Source organism: Amycolatopsis sp. NPDC048633, assembly GCF_040650695.1.
Taxonomy (GTDB): Bacteria; Actinomycetota; Actinomycetes; order Mycobacteriales; family Pseudonocardiaceae; genus Amycolatopsis.
The window spans coordinates 57,267-76,347 of the sequence record NZ_JBEZHS010000002.1; the positions used below are offsets into that span (position 1 = coordinate 57,267).

The window sequence follows — 19,081 nt, forward strand, 5'->3', positions numbered from 1 at the left end:
CTCACCACCCCCCGGACGAGTCGAACCGCACGTCGGCTTCCAGGGGCTTGCGGCGGTCCCAGGCGCCGGAGCCGGCCCACCGCGGCGCCCCGATGCGCGACAGCGGGATCGCCGATTCGCGCCACGACGCCTGGCCGAACAGCACGAGCGCGGCGAGCACCGGCAACCCGACCGCCACGGTGAGGGTGACCTGGACGACCTCGCCGCGGCTCTGCGTCGCGACGGCCGCGGCGAACCCGGCGATGGCGGCGATGCTCAGCTGGACCAGCGCCTGCGGCAGGGTGCCGAGGTAGCCGAGCACGGTGCGGCGCGGCGGCAGCGACAAGCGGCTGTAGAGGAAACCGGGCAACAGCAGCAGCATCGTGATCACGGACTGGCCGTCGCCGATGTGCCCGAGTGCCTCGGTGGCGGCCCGGCCGTACGGCCACGGGCTGCCCACCAGCATCCAGCCGAGCACGAACGAGACCGTCGCGACGGCGAGCGCGTAGAAGGTCACGTTGAGCGGGCCGGACTTCGTGGAGTCCTTGAGGACGAGCGTGGCGCGGATCCGGACGTGGTCGCCGCGCGGGTCGCGGCCGCCGGAGCGGCGCCAGTACGCCCGCGCCTCGTTGTCGACGATTCCGTTGACCAGCACGAGGTCCTGCCCGAACTCCCGCTCGGTCAGCTCACGCGCCGCCTCGCGGAGGTTCGCGGCGGTGAACTCCGGGTGCCGCCGCAGCGAGTTGTCCAGTTCGTTGGTGCCGGTGCGCACCGCCTCGCCCGTCGTGGCCGCGGCGGCGAGCCGGTGGCAGGCCGGCAGGCTGCGCGCCGACAGCTCCACCCCGGACTGCCCGGCCTCCCACTTGCGGCGGCGTACCAGGTCCGCCAGCCGCCGCAGCACGGTCTGCGCCTGCAGCTCGAGGATCTTGTGCCGGGCGCCGTCGGCTTCCTGCAGCGGGGCGGCGTCCTGGCGTTCGGCCAGCGAGAGCAGGTCCTCGGCCAGGCCGTCCACCTGGTGCTGGTCGGCGTCGGTGGACAGGTACATCCGGGAGATCTCGGCCTGCGGCGCGGTGCCGGCCACCAGGTGGTAGGACTTCAGCGTCGCCGGGATCATGGTCTCGTAGCTCACGACGTAGCCGCGGCGGCTCGCGGCCAGCCGCCGCCACTGCTCCTTCGCGACCGGCTGCCGGGCGTCGACGTGCAGCGGCGTCTCGTAGCTGAGCCGGTGTTCCTCGACCGAGTCGTCCAGCGCCACGACCAGCATGTAGTCCCGGACGGCGACGTTCAGGAGGTACGCGTATTCGACCAGCAGGTCCGCGCAGCCGGAGAGGATGTCCAGCGCCAGCTCCCGGCACTGCCTGCCGTACCCGGCGACCGTGCCGGCGGCCGGGGCCAGCGTGAACTCCTCCTCCGGGTGGTTCCGCTCGGTGAGCAGCGTCAGCAGCGCCTGCTGGATGAGCCAGCGCGGTTCGTGCACCTGGAAGAGGAAGGTGTTGAGCTCGTGCTTGGCGGTCTGCGCGTTTTCGTCGCCGGCGAGGATCCCGCGCAGCAACCGGTAGAGCCCGGCGGCGACCAGCCGGGACGCCTCGTGCTGGGTGAGCCGCGGCAGCTTCTGGCCGGCGCTGTCGAACACGTCGATGGGGGAGACGTCGCGGCGTGGTAGCCGGGCGAGCGGCACCCACAGGGACCGCTGCCGCGCCGGCCTCGAGGCGGCCCGCTCGCCGTGTTCCTGGCCGATGAGGTCCTGCAGCTCCGCGGTCGCCTGCCGCTGTCCCTCGTCGAGCAGCTTGAGACTGACGTCGACCTCGGTGCTCCGCCGCGCGGTGCCGTGTTCGACGACGGTCAGCCGCTCGGTGAGCCGGCGCACGTGGTTGAGCCGCAACGAGGTGTCGAGGAGCGCCAGCCCGACGGCCGCGCCCCGCCGGGACAGCCGGGGCGGGGCGCCGGGAATGGGGATCGTCTCGATCGCGTGCCGGAGACTCTCGATGCCGTCCACACCAGTGAGAGTAGGAGGTGCCGAGGCCTGATACGAGCGGAATGGGAACAATCGACCGGCTCCGACGAACGGTCGTGCCGCTGCCGGGGTGGCGCCGGCGGCGGCACACCCCGGCACCCGGCCCTCAGGCGGCGCGATCCAGCTCGTCCCCCTGGTAAGGGCCGGGCTTCGGGCGGACCTTCCCGCCCGGGAACGCCAGCCGCAGGATCGTGCGGTGCACCGTGCCGAGCTGCTTGGACAGCGGGCCCGTGTTGTACGGCAGGCCGTAGCGGCGGCAGATTTCGCGGACCCGCGGGGCGATCTCCGCGTAGCGGCTGCTCGGCATGTCCGGGAACAGGTGGTGCTCGACCTGGTAGCCGAGGTTGCCGCTCAGCAGGTGGAACAGCGGGGAGCCGGTGATGTTCGCCGCGCCGACGAGCTGGCGGACGTACCAGCCGCCGCGGGTTTCGTCGCGGGCCTCCTCCTGGCTGAACGTGTACGTCTGGTCGGGGAAGTGGCCGCAGAAGATGATCGAGTGCGCCCACAGGTTGCGGATGATGTTCGCGGTGAAGTCGGCCCAGAACGTCGCGGCGAACGTGCCGCCGCCCTCCTCACGGACGGCGGCGAGCTGGGCCCGCACCGCGCCCCGCCGGCGCCGCCCGCGGGCCCGGTCCGCCAGCACCCGGGCCCGGGAACGCGGCTCGGGTTTCACGAGCCGGCCCACGGCCGTCGCGGCGAGCGCGCTCACCAGCGGCCAGCCGACGTAGTCCTTCAGGATCTGGTCGCGGGCCTTGCCCGAGATCCCCTTGATGTCGTGCCACACGTCCTTCATCGGCTTCTCGCCGGAGCGGATCGCTTCGACGTCGAGGTCGTGGACCGCGACGCCCCACTCGAAGAAGGCCATCAGCAGCAGGTTGTACAGCGGCTGCGCCAGGTAGGCCGGGTGCCACTTCTGGTGCGGGTCGATGCGCATGATCTCGTAGCCGAGATCTTTGTCCTTGCCGCGGATGTTCGTGTACGTGTGGTGGATGAAGTTGTGCGAGTGCTTCCACGCCGCCGCCGTCGAAGCGGTGTCCCAGTCCCATGTGGACGAATGGATGTAGGGGTCGTTCATCCAGTCCCACTGACCGTGCAGCACGTTGTGCCCGATCTCCATGTTCTCCAGGATCTTCGCGATCGCCAGGCAGCCCGTGCCCGCCGTCCAGGCCACCTTGGACCGGGAGCCGAGCAGCAGCGCCCGGCCGGCCACCGCGATCTGCCGGTGCAGCCGGATGACGCCCTTGATGTACCGGCGGTCGCGCTCGCCCAGGTCGCCGCGCACCTGGTCGTGGATGGCGTCGAACTCGCGGGCGAGTTCGGTGAGCTGGTCCGCGCTCAGGTGGGCGAACGGGTGCGTGGTGGCGGTCATGGGTTCCTTTCTCCGCTCAGAATTGGACGTTCGGAGTCCGACGTTCAGAGTTCGACCGTGATCCGGCCTTCGGCGCCGTGCACGCAGGTGCGCACGATCTCGTTGTTCATCTGGCTGACGACGTTGGTGCGCAGGTCGCGGATCCGGCCGTCCCGGATCGGCAGCACGCACGTGTGGCAGACCCCGACCCGGCAGCCGAAGGGCATGTCGACGCCCGCGTTCTCGCCCGCGACGAGGATCGGGGTGCCGGGCGGGCAGTCCGCGTCGAGGTTGCGGTGCGCGAACCGCACGGTGCCGCCCGCCCCTTCGGCGTCTTCGCCGCCGACGATCGGCTGGAACCGTTCGTGGTGCAGCCGCCCGGTGTCGCCGTGGCGTTTCCAGTGCGCCTGCAACGCGTCGAGGAGCTCGCCGGGCCCGCAGGCGTAGGTTTCCCGCTCGCGCCAGTCCGGGCACAGGGTGTCCAGGGCGGCGGGGGTGAACCGGCCGTCCTCGCTGGTGATGCGCACTTCGAGGCGGAAGCCCTCGTGCTGCTTTTCGAGGCCGGCCAGCTCTTCGCCGAACGTGACCCCGTCCGCTTCCCGCGCCGAGTGCACGTGGACGACGTCGCGCAGGCCGGGCCCCGGCGCCAGGTGGCGCAGCATGCTCATCACCGGCGTGATGCCGCTGCCCGCGGTGACGAACAGCAGGCCGCGGTCGAGCCGGTCCGGCAGGGTGAAGGCCCCTTCGACCTCGCCGAGCCGCACGACCTCGCCGGGGTGGACGCGCTCGACCAGGAACGGCGAGACCACCCCGCCGTCGACCTTCTTGGGGGTGACCGAAATGAGCCCGTCCGGGCGGTCCGGGCTCGACGTCAGCGAGTACGCCCGCCAGTGGTGGACGCCGTCGATGACCATGCCGAGCCGCACGTACTGCCCGGGCCGGTGCCCGACCCAGTCGAAGCCGGGCCGGATCAGCACGGTGGCCGCGCCACCCCGTTCGGGCACGACGCGCTCGACGCGCCCGCGCAGCTCCCGGGTCGACCACAGGGGGTTGATCAGCTCGAGGTAGTCGTCCGGGCGCAGGGGGGTGAAGAGCCAGCGCACCGCGCGCAGTGCCCGGCGCCGCAGCGGCGACGCCGGGGGTCGCATTCCCACTTCAGCCATGCCAGTTGAGTGTACAGACGTGCACTCAACTCGCACGCCGAGTGGTGTGAAACGTTTAAGTCATCGGGGGGACAGCGGCACGCCGACGAGCCGGTACGGCCGCAGCACCACCGGCCCGAGCAGGCCGGACGCGAGCACCTGGCCGCGCACGTTGGCGCCGGTGTTCGTGACCCGCACCCGGACCCGGTTGCGGCCGGGACGCAGGGCGGCGCTCACGTCGACGCGGTAGGGCGGCCACAGCCGTGACCCGGCGGCCTGGCCGTTGACCTCCACCTCGGCCACCTCGTGGACCTCGCCGAGGTCGAGCGTCCACCGCCGGCCGGGGACGGCGGGCACGTCGAACTCCGTTTCGTACCAAGCGGATCCGGAGTACGCGGCGTCCACGTCGGTCCACGAGCCGAGCGGCCGCGTGGTCACCGGCGCACCCGCGCGGTCGAAGCGGAACGTCCAGTCGCCGCCGAGCGCAACCGGCGCGAGGGAGTCGGAGACCGTCGCCGCGCCGGAGTAGCCGCGGGCGCCGTCCGTCGCGGTGACGGTGATCCGGCCCGGTCCGCTCGCCCGCACGATCGCGCTCCGCCCGTCGATGCGCTCCACCGGCGCCGACGCGGACACCGCGTGCAGGGGCTCGCGCCCGCCGCGGAAGACCACCAGCAGCGCGGCTTTCGGCTCCAGCCGCAGCGGCACCTCCGTCGTGGCCCCGGCCTTGCGCCAGACCCCGGCCGGGGTCGCCGCACCGGTGTCGGGGTCCCACACCTCGGGGACTCCGGTCGCCGGGAACGTCGCGGTCAGGTCGACGGCGTCGGCGCGTTCGCTCACCACCACGAACGCCTGCTCTCCGCGGTTTTCCAGGCGCAGCAACCGGACGTCGGCGTGCGGCGGGTCCAGCGCGGCCGCCGCGCCGCCGGCGGTGACCGCCGCGGCCGCGGCCGCACCCGGGTCGGCCGCCCGCGTCACCGAGCGCGTCGCGAACAGCTCGGCCAGCGCGGCCCGCAGGCCCGCGTCGTTGCCACCGGCTTCGCGGGACGGCGGCGCTCCGGTGACGACCACGACGCCGCCACCGCGGGCGAACCGGGTCAGCGTCCGCACCGAGCCGAGCGCCAGGACCGGCGTCGCCGGCACCACGACGATCCGGTAGGCCTGCTGCCCGACGACGAGTTTCGGCCCGCTCGGCCGGGCGTGGGTCACCAGCGCGGGGTCGGCGTCGAGCGCGCCCTCGTCGAGGAGGTCGAAGTCCACCTGGACGTCTTCGAGCGCGTGCGCGGTGGTCAGGAACGCCGTGTCGAGCTCGGCCATCGCCGGAGTGTCCTGTGTGGACTCCGCGGCGCGTTGCGGCTGCAGCAATGCGGTCCGCGCCACGGCCGGCGCGCGGCAGGCTTCCATCAGCCTGCCGATCCAGTCGTTCAGCGGCGCGGACACCGGCCACCACGGGTTGGCGGGCTGGAACGGCGGCGGGTAGACGATCTGGCTCTCGTCGCTGAACCGCGCGTGCAGCAGCGTGTGGTTGACCCCGCGCACGGCGAACGCGCCGACGACCTCGCGGACGAACGCCGGGGTCACCGTCCACCCGGTACCGCCCATGGCTTCGAGGTAGACCCGCTCGAGGCCCAGCTGGTGCGCGGTGCTGGCCGGGAACCGCGACAGCGTGCGGTGGTAGCCGCGCTGGTAGTGGTCGAAGATCAGGTCGGTGCCCGGCACCTGCGCCCACTGGTTGTTCGCGTTCAGGTTGCCCGAGCTCTGCAGCTGTTCGCCCGGACCGTATTCGTCCCACAGCGGGTTGGAGATCAGCTGGACGCCGTGGTCGGCCATCCACCGGCCCTGGGTGCGGTAGTACGCGGCCGCGAACCGGTTGCTCACCGCCCGCCAGAACAGCCCGCGCAGGCGGAGGCCGCCGGGGCCGAGGTCGTCGTGCACCGCGGTCAGCGCGATGCCGGGCGACGTCCCGAGGCGGCCCAGCTCGGCGTCGAGGGTGGGGGACCAGGGCACCGTGTCGAAGGGGCCGTGCGCCGAGGCGAGGTAGGGCTCGTCGTCGGCGAAGCCGCGCAGGACCGTTTTCGCGGCCCACGGGAAGCGGCGCAGGTACTCGCCCGGCACGGCGTCGAGGAACAACCGCACCGCTTCGTCGTCGAGGAGATCCAGGTAGGCGCGGCCGGAGCCGGTGGGCGTGCTCAGCGGGCGGACGGTGAACAGGTCCAGCTGCCACCGGCCGGGCGGCGGGGTCCAGGTCCCGCCCGCGCGGGCCTGTTTCGTGAGGTCCACGAGCGACCGGGGGTCGGCCGAGCCCGCCGGGCGGGCGGTCGCGGCGACCAGGGGGAGGCCGGTGGCGGGCAGGTCGAAGGCGTCGAGCGCGGCCGCCGTGTCGAAGGTTTCGTCGTACCGCACGGTTCCGGCCGGATCGCGGACGGTCAGCCGGTCCCAGGAGGACCGCTGGCTCGCCACCGCGCGCACCCCGACGCGGCCGGCGGCGAAGGCGATGTCCGCCGGGGCCTGCGCCGTGCCGTCCAGCGTCACCGTCAGGTGCGTGCCCCGGACCGTGACGAGGAGGACGTGGTCCACGGCGGGGTCGAAGCCCGGCACCGGAGTCCCGCTCCGGACGAGGGCGAAGGAGCCGCCGGTCTGCTGCCAGACGTCGACGGCGCCGTCGGCGCGCAGGTCGGCGAGGACGCCGTCGCCTTCGTCGGCGCTGCGCACCATCAGCCCCGCGGTCGCGCTGTCGATGCGGACCTTCGCCTCGACGTCGTAGTCCTGCCAGCCGGTGCCGTCGCGCAGGAGCGTCACGCCGTCGCGAGTGGCCGCGTCGACGAGCAGGCGGCCGTCCGAAACGGACAGTCCGCGGCTCTCCAGCGGCACCGGTGTGCCACCGGCGGCCGTCAGCACCTGGTGCCCGACCCCTTTGAGCCGCAGGTCCGGTCGCGGCGGGTAGACGCGGCCGCCGACCGTCCCGCCGTCGACGACGAACCCGCCGGCGCGGCCGCTGGGGAAGTAGTCGTCGTTGAACAGCCAGATGTGCATGCCGTGACGCTGCGCCTCGCGCAGGGCGAACTCGATGACGGAGAACCAGCCCTCGCTGAAGAACTCCGGCTTCAGGGCAGCGGTCTCGAAGGGGAACAGCAGGACTTCGTGCACGCCCTGGCCGCGCAGGTCCGCCAGCCCGGCGGCGACGAGGTCCGGGGTGACGGTGCCGTTCCAGAACCACAGCACGGTGGGGCGCGAGTCGGGGCGCGGGTCGGCGAAGCGGCCGGCGGGGAAGCCGGCGCCGCTGGTCGCCCCGGTCGCTGCTTCGGCGGCGGGGATCCGGAGGGCCACCCCGGTGGCGACGGCGAGCGCGAGCGCTTGCCGCCGGGACAGTCGGAAGCCGGCGGTGGGCACTTCGTCGTGCTCGGGCATGAGGCTCCCCAGATCGATTGAAACGATTCAATGGGTAGGTAATTTACGTGACCTGAGTCACGCGCGTCAAGGACTGATCAGGGGTGACCGCAGATTTGTCCGATGTGGACAATGGGGCCCGCGCGGGCCGGCGGCCGACTTTGCCAGGCCCCTGCGCGAGCGACATGAACGACCCGTTCACCTCGTCCGACGCCATGAAAGGGTCGTTCATGACGTCCGGACCGAGCCCGCGCAACCTAGTGCGGGGTATTGCGCGCGTACTCCGTCAACTCGCCCCGGTTCTGCAGATTCGACTTCGCCATCAAACTCGCCACGTGCTTTTCCACCGTGCGCGGCGAAATGTGCAGCCGGCGGGCGATGTCCTTGTTGCCCATGTTGTCCGCCAGGAGCTGCAGCACCTCGTACTCGCGGACCGTCACGCCCGCCGACCGCAGGCTCGCCGGGAGGCGGTCCGAGCCCGTGCGGCGCTGGCCCACCGGGGCGCCGATCTTGCGCAGCAGGCCGCGGCACGCGCTCGCCACCGCCGTCACCTCCGCCTGGTGGAAGTACTCCTCGGCCTCCTTGAGCCACGTCACCGGGTCGCCCCAGCCGTCAGCCGACGCGGACTCCGCCACCATCCGCAGGCCCAGGTGCCGGCTCACCGGGAACGGCGCCGCCGCCTCGATCGCCGCCGCCACCGCCGTGTCGGCCTGCTCCGGGGAGCCCGCGCGGCCGTGGCGGACCGCGTCGCCCAGCAGCACGAACTGGCGGTTCCAGCGCATCCCGCTCACCGCCGTCGGGGGCCGGGTCACCTCCGGTTCCGTCCCGTCCAGCGCTTCGACCAGCAGCCGCAGGCCGTGCTGGCCGGCCAGGTGGAAGCGGCTGGGCTGGCGCTCCTCCAGGGTCAGCACCTGGGCCAGCTCGCGGCGGGCGCGTTCGGCGTCCTCCTCCAGCAGGGAGCAGAACACCTGGGCCAGCCCCACGCTCAGGACGAGCTCCTGCGCGGTCGCGCCGCCCTCCGCGCGGAAGTCCTCGAGCGCGCGTTCCATCCGCGGCCGGTCCGCCTGGTGCGCGGCCACCATCGCGCGCGTCATGTGCGTGTACTGCAGCAGCGCGACCAGGCCGAGCCGGCCGAGCACCGCGAGGTTCTCGTCGAGGATCGTGTCGGCCTGCGCGAACTCGCCGCGCATCGCCGCGTGCACCGCGCGGCTCGCGTCGACCGCGCAGGTTAGCGTGATCGCACCGGTGCGCTGGGCCTCCGAGCGGGCCAGGTCGAACGTCCGGACGTCGCCCTCGGCCAGCATCCGGTGCCCACCCAACCGGACCAGCACCTGGGTGCGCAGGTGCGTCAGCTGGTGCTGTTCGGCCAGCCGCCGCGCCAGCTGCAGGTACCGCTCGGCCTCGGTCAGGTCCGTCTCCAACGCCACCATGCCGAGGACCTGCAGCGCCTGGCACGACACGAACGGCACGCCGGCGCGCTCGGCGACCTCCCACGCCTGCTCGGCCAGCTTCCGGGCCCGCTCGGTGTGCGCCGGGCCGGGGATGTCCAGCCACAGCGTCGCTTCGACGGCGTCGAGGCCCGCCTTCTGCTCTTCGGTGATCTCGCCGCCGAGGGGCGCGCGGGCCTGCTCGATCTGGTTGAGGCACTCGTCGTGCCGTCCGCCGATGTAGGCCGCCCACGCCAGCTGGATGTGCAGGTCGACCGCCCGTTCCAGGCGGCCGATCTCGGCGAAGCGGGCGGAGAACTCGACGGCCCGGTCGAACTGTCCGGTTTGCCCGAGCGCGTGCAGCAGGGTCTCCAGGGCGTCGGCCCGGTCATCCGGGCCCGCCGTGGCCAGGAGCTCGACGGCGCGGGTCAGCATGGTCACCGCCGTGTCGGCCGCGCCGCCGTCGAGCGCGCGGCGGCCGGCTTCGGCGAACAGCCGTCCGGCGCCGGGGTGGTCCATCGCCGTCAGCCGCAGTGCGGCGGCCAGCGCGCACAGCTCGCCGGGCAGGCCGGGGTGCAGGAGCTCGACGGCGTCGGCGGCCCGGCGCGCCAGGTTCGCCTTCGTCGACGGCACGAGCCGGGCCAGCAGGGCCTCGGCGGTGAGCGGGTGGCGGAAGGCGTACCAGCCGGGCGTGGTCTCGTCGGTGGTGACCAGGTGTGCGGCGACGCTCGCGCTGATGTGGTTGTGCAGCATGCGGTCGTCCATGTCGGTGACCGCCTGCACGACCGAAAGGGGGAACCGCCTGCCCAGCACGGCGGCCACCGACAGCAGCGTTTCCCCGTCCGAGCCGAGCGCGTCGACGCGGGTGGCGATGCTGCTGATCAGCGCCTCCGGCACGCGGGCCTGCAGTTCGCCGACGACCTGCCAGCCGCCCGCCCCGCCGACGAGCAGGCCGTCGCCGAGCATGCCGTGCAGCAGCTCCTCGACGACGAACGGCACGCCCTCGCTGTTCTGCCACAACAGGTTCGCGACGGCGGCGGGGACCGCGGCCGGCTCGGTCTCCAGGCAGGCGGCCGCGAACTCGCGGGTGCGCTCGGCGTCGAGCCGGCCCAGTTCGAAGGTGTGGCTGGACGAGCGCTGCGCCGCCGCGGTCGCCAGCCGCAGCGCCTCACCCGGTTCGCCGCGCAGGGTGCCGATCAGCATGACCCGGCTGGAGGCCAGGTTGTCGACGAGGTACTCGACGATGAACAGGGTTTCGGCGTCGGCGTTGTGCAGGTCCTCCAGCACGATCAGGCAGCCGCCTTCGCGGCCGGCCACCGACAGCAGCCGGAACACGGCTTCGGCCAGCACGAGCAGGTTCCCGTTGTCGTGCGGCCGGTCGCCGCGGTACCAGTCGGGCACGAGCCGGGCGAGCACCGGCACGAGCGGGTCGAGCTCGGGAGCGGCGGGCGGCAGGCCGCCGCGGAAGTGGGAGAGCAGGGCTTCGGCCAGGGGCCGGAACGGCACCATCGGGCCGATGGAGCTGGCTCGTCCGCGTAGCACCGGGAGCCCGGTCGCCAGGGCCCGCGAGGCGACGTCGGCGGCGAGCCGGGACTTGCCGATCCCGCCTTCGCCGACAAGGAAGAAGGCCCCACCGTGGTCGGTGCGGGCCTTCTCCAGAGCCTGGGACAGAGCGCCGAGCTCCCTGTCGCGCCCGATGAGACGCGTCGAACGGATGCTCATCGCGGTCACTATAACCGGATGGGCCCCCTCCGGACGTAGGTCGAAATACCCACGCCGCCGGATGTCTCACTATTCGGTGAAACCGCCCGTGACGACGGTGATGTCCATCGTGGTCAGCGAGTTCTGGCTCACCCGCGCCGCCTTGCCGGACAGGGCGTGGTTGCGGGCGCCGGTGCGGGAGGTCCGGGGGAGGGTCAAGTCGCCGATCGGGTTGTCCGTGCCGGCGAAGTCGTGCTCGGTCATGCGGGTGGCTCCACTCTCGGTAGTGCTGGGTCGGACGAAGGCGGGAAGGACTACTGCGGGAAAGCGATACTGACGGTGAAGACCGGGGTGATGTCCATGGTGTCGGCGCCGTTGTGGCTCAGCCGCGCCCTCCGGCCGGACAGCGCGCGGTTGCGGGCGCCGGTCCGGGTCGGAACCGGGAGGGTGGGGTCGCCGATGGGGTTGTCCGTGCCGGTGAAGTCGTGCTCGCTCATGGCGTGTTCTCCGCTTTCGGTCGCAATCGGGGCAGGGACGGACGTCAGAGTGCGAAGGTGCCGTTGGTGACGACGGTGGGACCACCGAGCGTGTCGAGGGTCATCCCGGAGAGCCGGGGCCGGGTGCCGGCCAGCGCCTGGTTGCGGGCACCGGCACGGTTCACGCGGGGGAGCGCCAGGGCTCCGACGGTGGCTTCGACGGTCTCGGCGGGGGTTTCGAGCATCGTTCGTTCTCTCCTCGAGATGGGATGGGGACGGCTCAGCGGGTCGGGGGTTGCAGGAGCAGGGCGGACGGGACGCGGGGGCCGAAGCCGAGGCGCAGCAGGCCGTAGCCGATGCCGGCCAGGCCGGTGAGCAGGCCGGGGGACGGGACGCCGTCGGGGGTGCCACAGCGCGCGCCGTCCTGTTCGACGGCGGTGAGCAGCTGCCCGGTGCGGGTGGCGACCGCGGCGGCGGCGCCTTCGTGCCCGGTCTCGGCGAGGAAGCCGAGCACGTCGGTGATGCCGGTTTCGCCGTGGCAGAGGCTCAGGTCGCGCAGCGGGTCCTGGGCGGCGAGGGCCGCGACCTGCTCGTCGAGGCCGAGCACCGCGGGCTGCCCGGCGTAGGCCAGCACCTGCCCGGCCAGCCCGGAGCACCAGCCGTGCCCGGTGGCGGCCTGGGCGGGCGGCAGGGTCGCGGTCTCGCGCGGGTACCCGGCGAGGGCCCAGTCGACGCCGGCCGCGCCGTGCGCGAACCCCGGGTCGGCGAGGTCGGGGTCGAGGGAGCGGACGGCGAGTTCGGCCGCGTAGGCGTCGGCCAGCAGCGCGGCTTCGCCGGACCCGGTCTGGGTGGCCACCGAGCGCAGCGCGACCAGGCCGCCGGCCAGCCCGGTGGTGTACCGCGGTGACGTCCCGGGCGTCGGCGCGGGCATCACGGCGACGGTGCGGGCGGTCAGCTCGAGCAGGTCCGGCCGGTCGAGCAGGCGGGAGAGCCGGGCCGCGGCGTAGGCGACGCCGCCGAGGCCCAGCAGCCCGCCGGGGCCGGCCGCGGCGGCGAGCTCCGGGTCCGCCTCCAGCGCCGAGACCAGCCACGGCAGACCGGAAAGCGCCTTCCCGGCCAGGTCGCGGTAGCGGTCGATCCCGGTCAGCTCGGCCAGCTGCGCGAGGAACAGCGCCACGCCGGTGTAGCCCTCGCCGAGCCCGGCGCCCATCGGCAGCACGGTCCAGTACTTCTCGTCGACGAGCTCCAGGCCGACCCAGTTGACGCGGCCGCCGGCCGACGACGCGCGGGCGATGATCGCGTCCGCGACGCCGCACGCGGCCGAAAGCAGGTGCGCGGGTTCGGGGCTCTTGCTCGGCAGGACGGTGCCGGTGACCCCGGTGCCCGCGTGGGTCTCGGCCGCCGGCCGGGTGGCCAGCGCCGCGGAGATCAGCCACTCCTGGTCGCGGCGGTCGATCGTGGTCATCCCGGCGACCTTCGCGCGCACCGTCTCCAGCGGCGGTTCGCCCAGGAGCCCGGAGAGGCGGTTCCCGTCGGCGTCCCAGAGGTCCGCGGACCCGGGCCGGCCGGTGAACATCGGGACGTCGCCCGCCCACAGGTCGGTGAGCTCGGCGGCGACGAGCCCGCGGCGGACGTCGTCGGTGCTGTCGTCGTGCAGCAGCCCGAACGCCTCGTCGCGCGCGTCGGCGCCGGTCAGCAGCGACGGGTGCGTGGTCTCGTCGAGCAGCCGCGTGTAGAAGCTGGTCGGGCGGACCAGGACGCGGATCCCCTTGCCGGCGCAGCGGTCCAGCAGCCGGCCGAACTCCGGCGCGGCGGCGGCGATGGCGTCGTACCCGGCGCGGAACCCGGCCAGCAGCGCGGCGCCGTGCTCGGCCGGTTCGACGTCGACGCCGCCGAGGGTGGGCCGGTTGACGCCGGTGCCGACGCCGCCGGGCACCCGGGTCAGCCGCATCCGGTCGGTGCCGGCGTCGAGCCAGTCGACGCGCGTCAGCGCCGGGGCCGTCGCGCGGCCACCGCCGAGCCCGGAGATGTCGACCGCGCCGTGCTCGCCGACGATCATCTGCGGCAGCAGCATGGTCCGGTGCACCGACCGCGCGAGGAGCTCGGCGGCGGGGTCGACCTCGGTCTCTTCGGCCGGCAGCACCGGCTGGAAGAGCGTCTCGATGTCGATCAGCACCGGCTGGTCGCCGGCGGCGATGATGTTCTCGAAGTGCACGTCGGTGCCGTCGAGGGCGTGCAGCAGGGCGAGCAGCACGCCCTGGCGGCGGTAGAACCGGTCCACCTCGGTGAGGTCGGCGCACGGCCGGTGCTCGACGAAGCGGAGCCAGCCGTAGCCGGGGCGCACCAGGACGTCGACCGTGCGCAGCTCGAGACCGGGCACGCGCGGGTTGAGCCAGTCGACCAGGCCGGTGAACGCCGCGTGCAGGTCGAGCGGGCGGGGCTTGTAGATGACGCGCGCGCCGCCGGCGAACCGCAGCTCGCGGACCGAGCGGCCGCGCTGGTGGGCGTCCCCGGTGCCGCCGCTGATCTCGACCAGGAGGCCGGGGCCGGGGCCGGTGAACGAGGTGAGGGCGACGCGGTCGGCGGCGAAGCGCCCGAGCAGTTCGGTGACCGACTCGATCGCGTGCAGGGCCGCCTGCGCGGCGAGCCGCGCGAGCACGGGGTAGCGGTGCAGCAGGTCGGTGAGCCCGGCCGGCGTTCCGGTCTGCCGGACGAAGTCGGCGAAGCGCTCTTCCGGTGTTTCTCCCGCGAGGACCTCCGCGCGGCGGGCCCGGCCCAGTTCGAGCACCAGGGTGCGGGCGGCGAGCCCGGCGAGCTGGTGACCCAGCCGCGCGGCGCAGCCGCCGGCGACCGCGGTGGCGTCGACGGCGGGCGAAGCCGCTGCGGCGCCGGCGATCGCGGCGTGGGCCGCGTCGGTGAAGGGGTGGAACACCGCGGCGAACGCGGTGCGCCAGTGCGGGCCGGGCGCCGGGGCGGCGGGCCGGGCCGACGCGAGCGCCGTCTCGGCGAAGTCCACCCACGCGGGGCGGGCGCCGTCCGGACGCCGCTCCTGCGTGGTCAGCGCCGCGGCCCACCAGGTGGGCGGGAGCGTCGTGGTCGCCGGGTTCGGCTGCGGGGGAGTCACGAGATCGAGCATGCCAGCGGGTGACGTGGGTTACATGGGGGTGCTACGCCCGCATTCCCGTCCGGCATGGGGGCGTTCTAGGGGTTCATGGGGGCGCCGCCGGCGAAACGCCTGGTCGCGACCTACGTGACTACGCCGGACGGACGTGGCGGCTGGTCCGTTTGGCGGTCGGGCCCGACAGGGGTTGACGTGGGTGCGCGCACCCACGATCCCCCATGTGGGGCACGTCCGGCCCCCCTGGTTCCGCGGTCGCGCGCGCGACCGCGTCGCCCGCGCGCGAGGCGGACTCCGGCGCCGGGAGCGGCCCGGAATGCGGGGCCGCCGCACCCATGTGCGACGGCCCCGCGGCGATGACGATTCGTCGTGAGAAGTTCGCGGCTCGCCCCGCGGACGTTCCCCGAACGCACAGGGAGCGACGCACGATGACCACGTTCCAGATCGAGCAGACCCCCGACGGGCCCGGCGTGGCCGCCGGGCCCCCGCTCAAGTTCGTCCTGTCCAGCGTCCAGTCCGACTCGCACATGTGGAACCTCGTCGCCCTCCAGCTGATCATGGAGGAGATGGGGCACGAGGTGGTCAACCTCGGCGCCTGCGTCACGGTGGAGCGGCTGCTGGCCGCGTGCCGTGCCGAGCGGCCGGACTGCCTGGTGATCAGCACCATCAACGGCCACGGCCACGTCGACGGCGCCCGGGTGATCTCCGCGCTGCGCGCCGACCCCGCGCTGGCCGGGCTGCCCGCCGTCATCGGCGGCAAGCTCGGCGTCCAGGGCGACGCCAACGCCGGGCTGGAGACCGAGCTGCTGGCGCTCGGCTACGACGCGGTGTTCCACGTCGGTGCCGGGGACTCCGGCCAGGCGATCGAATCGTTCCGCGAGTTCGTCGCCGCGAACGTCCGGACCTTGCGGTGACCGCTGCCCGGTCGGTGTTCAGCGGCTTCGTGGCCGAGCACCGGCGCCGCCGGACACTGCTCGTCCAGCCACGCATGGGGTTCTCCGACCCCGTGACGATGCGCCGCGGGCTGCGCGCGGTGGCCGAGGCCGGGGTGCCGGCCGTCGGCACCGTGACCCTGGACAGCTACACCCGCACCGGGCAGCACGACCTCGCCGCCCTGTCGATCTCCTCCGGCGTGCCGCTCAACGGCTACCCGCTGGTGGCGCTCGGCCCGGCCGTCACCGCCGAGCTGGTGGACGGCCTGTACGGCCCGCGGTTCCCGGTCCAGGTGCGGCACGGGTCGGCGCAGCCGGAGGACATCTTCGCCGCGATGCTCGAAGCCGGGCTCGACGCCTCGGAAGGCGGGCCGGTGTCCTACTGCCTGCCCTACAGCAGCGTGCCGCTGCGGACGGCCGCGAAGTCGTGGTCGCGCTCGGCGTCGCTGCTGGCCGAGCAGGCCGTCGAGTGTCATTTGGAGAGCTTCGGCGGCTGCATGCTCGGCCAGCTGTGCCCGCCGGGCCTGCTCGTCGCGCTGTCGGTGCTGGAGTGCCTGTTCTTCGCCGAGCACGGCGTGCGCAGCGTGTCGGCCAGCTACGCGCAGCAGACCAGCCCGGAGCAGGACGCCGAAGCGCTGTGGGCGATGCGCCGGCTGTGCGCCGAGGAGTTGTCCACTGTGGACTACCACGTCGTGCTCTACACCTACATGGGCCTCTTCCCGGAGTCCGCGGCCGGGGCCCGGGAGCTGGTCGCCGAGAGCGTCCGGCTGGCCGTGCGCACCGGCACCGAGCGGCTGATCGTCAAGACCACCGCGGAAGCCCACCGGATCCCGACCGTCGAAGAGAACGTCGAGGCATTGCGGCTGGCGCACGCCACCGCGCTGGAGCAGCCCGCGCCGGCCGCGCCGCCACCGGGGGACACCGAGGTGTACGCGCAGGCGCGGCGGCTCGTCGACGAGGTGCGCTCGCTCGCCCCGACCCTGGCCGAGGCGCTGCCGGCGGCGTTCGAACGCGGCCTGCTCGACGTCCCGTACTGCCTGCACCCCGACAACGGCAACGAAACCCGGTGCGTGCTCGACGACGAAGGCCGCCTGCAGTGGTGGCACACCGGCCGGATGCCGCTGCCGCCCGCGCTGGGCGGCCGCCGCGGCCACGACCGCGTCAGCGCGACCCGGCTGCTCGCCGACCTGTCCTACCACCGCCGAAGGCTCGACCCGGTCCTGCCGGGTGCCCGCACCGGTCCGTCCCTGATTCAGCCGACCAGCTGGGAGTGAGAACGCCATGGAGTACACCGATCCCGCGACCGTGCCGCCGGACCCGCGCACGCACCTGACCGCCGAGACGACGCGGCACGTGCTGGGCCTGCAGCACCGGATGCTCACCGAGGCGCGCGCGTTCCTCGGCGCCCGCGGCTTCACGGAGCTGCTGCCCCCGGTGATCGGCCCCGTCACCGACCCCGGCGGCCGCGGCGCGAAACAGGTCGACGTCGACTTCTACGGTCACCGCTACAAGCTGATGACCAGCGCGATCCTGTACAAGCAGGCGTCGCTGCTGGGCTTCCCGAAGATCTTCTACGTCGCGCCGAACGTGCGGCTGGAACCGCTGGAGACGGCGAACACGAGCCGGCACCTGGCCGAGTTCCACCAGCTCGACGTCGAGGTCGCCGGCGCGTCCCGCGACGACGTGCTCGACCTGCTGCAGGACCTGGTGGCGCACGTGGTGCGCCGGGTCGTCGAGGACGCCGGCGACGTGCTGGAAGCGCTCGGGCGCGACTCGGGCGCGTTCGCCGACCTGCTCGGCGGCGCGTTCGGCCGGCTGTCGCACGCCACCGCCGTCGAAACGCTGCGCGAGCTCGGGCACCCGCAGAGCGCGGACGCCGAGATCGACTGGGCGGGCGAAGCGATCCTCTCGGAGAAGCACGCGCGGCCGTTCTTCCTCGTCGACTACCCGAAGGGCTCGCGCGGGTTCTACGACCGCGAAAGCGTTTCCACGCCGGGTGTCCTGCGCAACTTCGACCTGATCGCGCCGGAGGGCTACGGCGAGCTGTGCAGCGGCAGCGAGCGCGAACACGACTACGGCCGGATCGTCACGCGGATGCGCGAGACGGGCGAGAACCCGGCGAAGTACGCGTGGTACCTCGACCTGGTCCGCGACGGGATCCCGGCCAGCGCGGGCTTCGGCCTGGGGGTGCAGCGGTTCACGCGGTACGTCGCCGGGCTGGACGCGGTGTGGCAGGCGACGGCGTTCCCGAAGCTGCCGGGGGTGGTCTCGCCGTGACCGCGTTGCACGCCGAGGGTTTCCCGGAGGATCTCGTCCGGGCGCGGGCCCTGCACGGTGCTTCGGCGGTGTTCCCGCCTGCTTCGTCTTACGGGACTTCGTTGTTCGGTGCTTTTGCCGGTGTGTCTTCGGACGTTTTGGACGAGGCGCGGCTGGTGCCGCCGGTGTTCGTGCCGCGGCGGCTGGAGAAGCTGATCGAGCTGGGCCGCGAGCCGCTGTACGGCGACGTCTCGCTTTCGGCGTCGATCGGCGGCTTCGAGTCGTCGCTGCCGCTGTACCTGTCGGCGTTCGGGTCGACGCAGGTCGCCGGGGCCGGGCTGGGCGCGGCGGCTTCCGCGCAGGCCGCGCGGCTCGGCATCCCGATGGTGATCGGCGAGAACGTCGTCCCGATGCACGGCCACGGCCGCGCGGGCGGAGCGTCGGACGGGACGCTGCTGGAGCGGATGCGGGCGTACGCGGACGCGGTGCCCGACGGGCTCGGCGGCGTGGTCGTCCAGCAGAGCACCGAGGACGCGGACGCCGAGGTGTGGAACCTCGTGTACTCGGACCCGTCGGCGGCGCCCCTGCTGGAGTCGGGGCGGCTGGCGTTCGAGCTGAAGGTGGGCCAAGGCGCGAAGCCGGGTCTCGGCGGGATGACCCTGGTCTCGCCGTCCGTCGCCGATTCACTGGCCGACTTGTACACAGTGGACGTTTCGCTGGGCTCTTCGGTGTTGCGGAGCAGCTCGCCGGGGACGTTCACCGACGAGATCCTGCGCCAGCAGATCCGCTTGATGCGCAACAACTTCCCGCGCGCCGGGGTGTGGGTGAAGCTCCCACCCGGCCGCGACGTGGGTGCGGCGGCTTCGGTGGCTTGGTCGGCCGGGGCGTCGGCGGTGACGGTCGACGGCGCCGAGGGTGGCTCAGGCTGGGCCCCGCTGTCCTTCGCGTCGGTCGGGCTGCCGCTGGCGGAGTGCCTCGCCCGGATCGGCCCGCCGGCGGGCTGCCTGCTGGCCTCGGGCCGCATGTGGGAGGGGACGCGAGTGGCGAAGGTCCTGGCGCTCGGAGCCCGCGCGGCGGGCCTGGGCCGGGCGGCGTTGCTGGCGGTGGACACGGACCCGGTGGACGGGCTGGTCCGGTTCGCCGAGGCGCTGGCGCTGGAGCTGAGGTTGCTGCTGAGCGCGCTGGGCCAGTACCGCGCCGACGCGCTGACCCGCGAGGACGTGTGGTTCCCGGGAACCCCGGACCGAGTCCGCGAGCAGGTGCTCTCATGAGGGCCGGCCCGAAGGTCGCGAATGACTCATTCG

Annotated in this window: 13 protein-coding genes; 4 read left to right on the plus strand and 9 right to left on the minus strand. The window is 73.5% G+C overall.

Annotated elements, in window-relative coordinates; translation table 11 throughout:
* Position 1: 1 nt before the first annotated feature.
* The 9 genes from AB0C38_RS06845 to AB0C38_RS06885 all read right to left on the minus strand — a co-directional run bounded on the left by AB0C38_RS06845 (position 2) and on the right by AB0C38_RS06885 (position 14,595).
* Entirely contained in the window at positions 2-1,975 is a 1,974-nt protein-coding gene (locus tag AB0C38_RS06845; RefSeq protein WP_360667744.1) for a hypothetical protein, read from the minus strand.
* 124 nt (positions 1,976-2,099) lie between these two features.
* Positions 2,100-3,362 carry an acyl-CoA desaturase gene (locus tag AB0C38_RS06850; RefSeq protein ID WP_360667747.1) on the minus strand — a complete coding sequence of 421 codons (1,263 nt, stop codon included), beginning with the start codon at positions 3,360-3,362 and terminating at the stop codon, positions 2,100-2,102.
* Between the two features lie 44 nt (positions 3,363-3,406).
* On the minus strand, positions 3,407-4,504 hold the full coding sequence (locus AB0C38_RS06855; RefSeq protein ID WP_360667750.1) for a ferredoxin reductase: 1,098 nt from the start codon (positions 4,502-4,504) through the stop codon (positions 3,407-3,409).
* 60 nt (positions 4,505-4,564) lie between these two features.
* On the minus strand, positions 4,565-7,888 hold the full coding sequence (locus AB0C38_RS06860; RefSeq protein WP_360667753.1) for a glycosylhydrolase-like jelly roll fold domain-containing protein: 3,324 nt from the start codon (positions 7,886-7,888) through the stop codon (positions 4,565-4,567).
* A 236-nt stretch (positions 7,889-8,124) separates the two neighbouring features.
* Positions 8,125-11,016 (minus strand): AAA family ATPase, encoded by a 2,892-nt coding sequence (locus tag AB0C38_RS06865; protein ID WP_360667756.1) that lies wholly within the window; start codon positions 11,014-11,016, stop codon positions 8,125-8,127.
* Positions 11,017-11,085: 69 nt separating this feature from the next.
* Entirely contained in the window at positions 11,086-11,259 is a 174-nt protein-coding gene (locus tag AB0C38_RS06870) for a hypothetical protein (RefSeq protein ID WP_360667758.1), read from the minus strand.
* 50 nt (positions 11,260-11,309) lie between these two features.
* The gene (locus tag AB0C38_RS06875; protein WP_360667761.1) at positions 11,310-11,492 is read right to left on the minus strand and encodes a hypothetical protein; all 183 of its coding nucleotides are present in this window, start codon (positions 11,490-11,492) and stop codon (positions 11,310-11,312) included.
* A gap of 44 nt (positions 11,493-11,536) precedes the next feature.
* The gene (locus AB0C38_RS06880; RefSeq protein WP_360667764.1) at positions 11,537-11,716 is read right to left on the minus strand and encodes a hypothetical protein; all 180 of its coding nucleotides are present in this window, start codon (positions 11,714-11,716) and stop codon (positions 11,537-11,539) included.
* Between the two features lie 35 nt (positions 11,717-11,751).
* The gene (locus tag AB0C38_RS06885; RefSeq protein ID WP_360667767.1) at positions 11,752-14,595 is read right to left on the minus strand and encodes a type 2 lanthipeptide synthetase LanM family protein; all 2,844 of its coding nucleotides are present in this window, start codon (positions 14,593-14,595) and stop codon (positions 11,752-11,754) included.
* Positions 14,596-15,017: 422 nt separating this feature from the next.
* On the opposite strand from AB0C38_RS06885, the gene AB0C38_RS06890 reads away from it, so the two are divergent.
* From AB0C38_RS06890 to AB0C38_RS06905, 4 genes are read left to right on the plus strand one after another with little or no spacing between them, the layout of a single operon-like run.
* Positions 15,018-15,503: a cobalamin-dependent protein gene (locus AB0C38_RS06890; RefSeq protein ID WP_360667770.1), complete on the plus strand. Its 486-nt coding sequence runs from the start codon at positions 15,018-15,020 to the stop codon at positions 15,501-15,503.
* Positions 15,500-16,795, plus strand: a complete 1,296-nt coding sequence (locus AB0C38_RS06895; RefSeq protein ID WP_360667773.1) for a methylaspartate mutase — start codon at positions 15,500-15,502, stop codon at positions 16,793-16,795. Before AB0C38_RS06890 ends, AB0C38_RS06895 begins: the two co-directional genes overlap by 4 nt.
* Before the next feature lie 7 nt (positions 16,796-16,802).
* A complete protein-coding gene (locus tag AB0C38_RS06900) occupies positions 16,803-17,798 on the plus strand; it encodes an asparagine synthetase A (protein ID WP_360667776.1) in 996 nt (331 codons plus the stop codon).
* Positions 17,795-19,048: a glutamate synthase-related protein gene (locus tag AB0C38_RS06905; protein WP_360667779.1), complete on the plus strand. Its 1,254-nt coding sequence runs from the start codon at positions 17,795-17,797 to the stop codon at positions 19,046-19,048. The genes AB0C38_RS06900 and AB0C38_RS06905 overlap by 4 nt, the downstream gene beginning before the upstream one ends.
* Positions 19,049-19,081 lie beyond the last annotated feature (33 nt).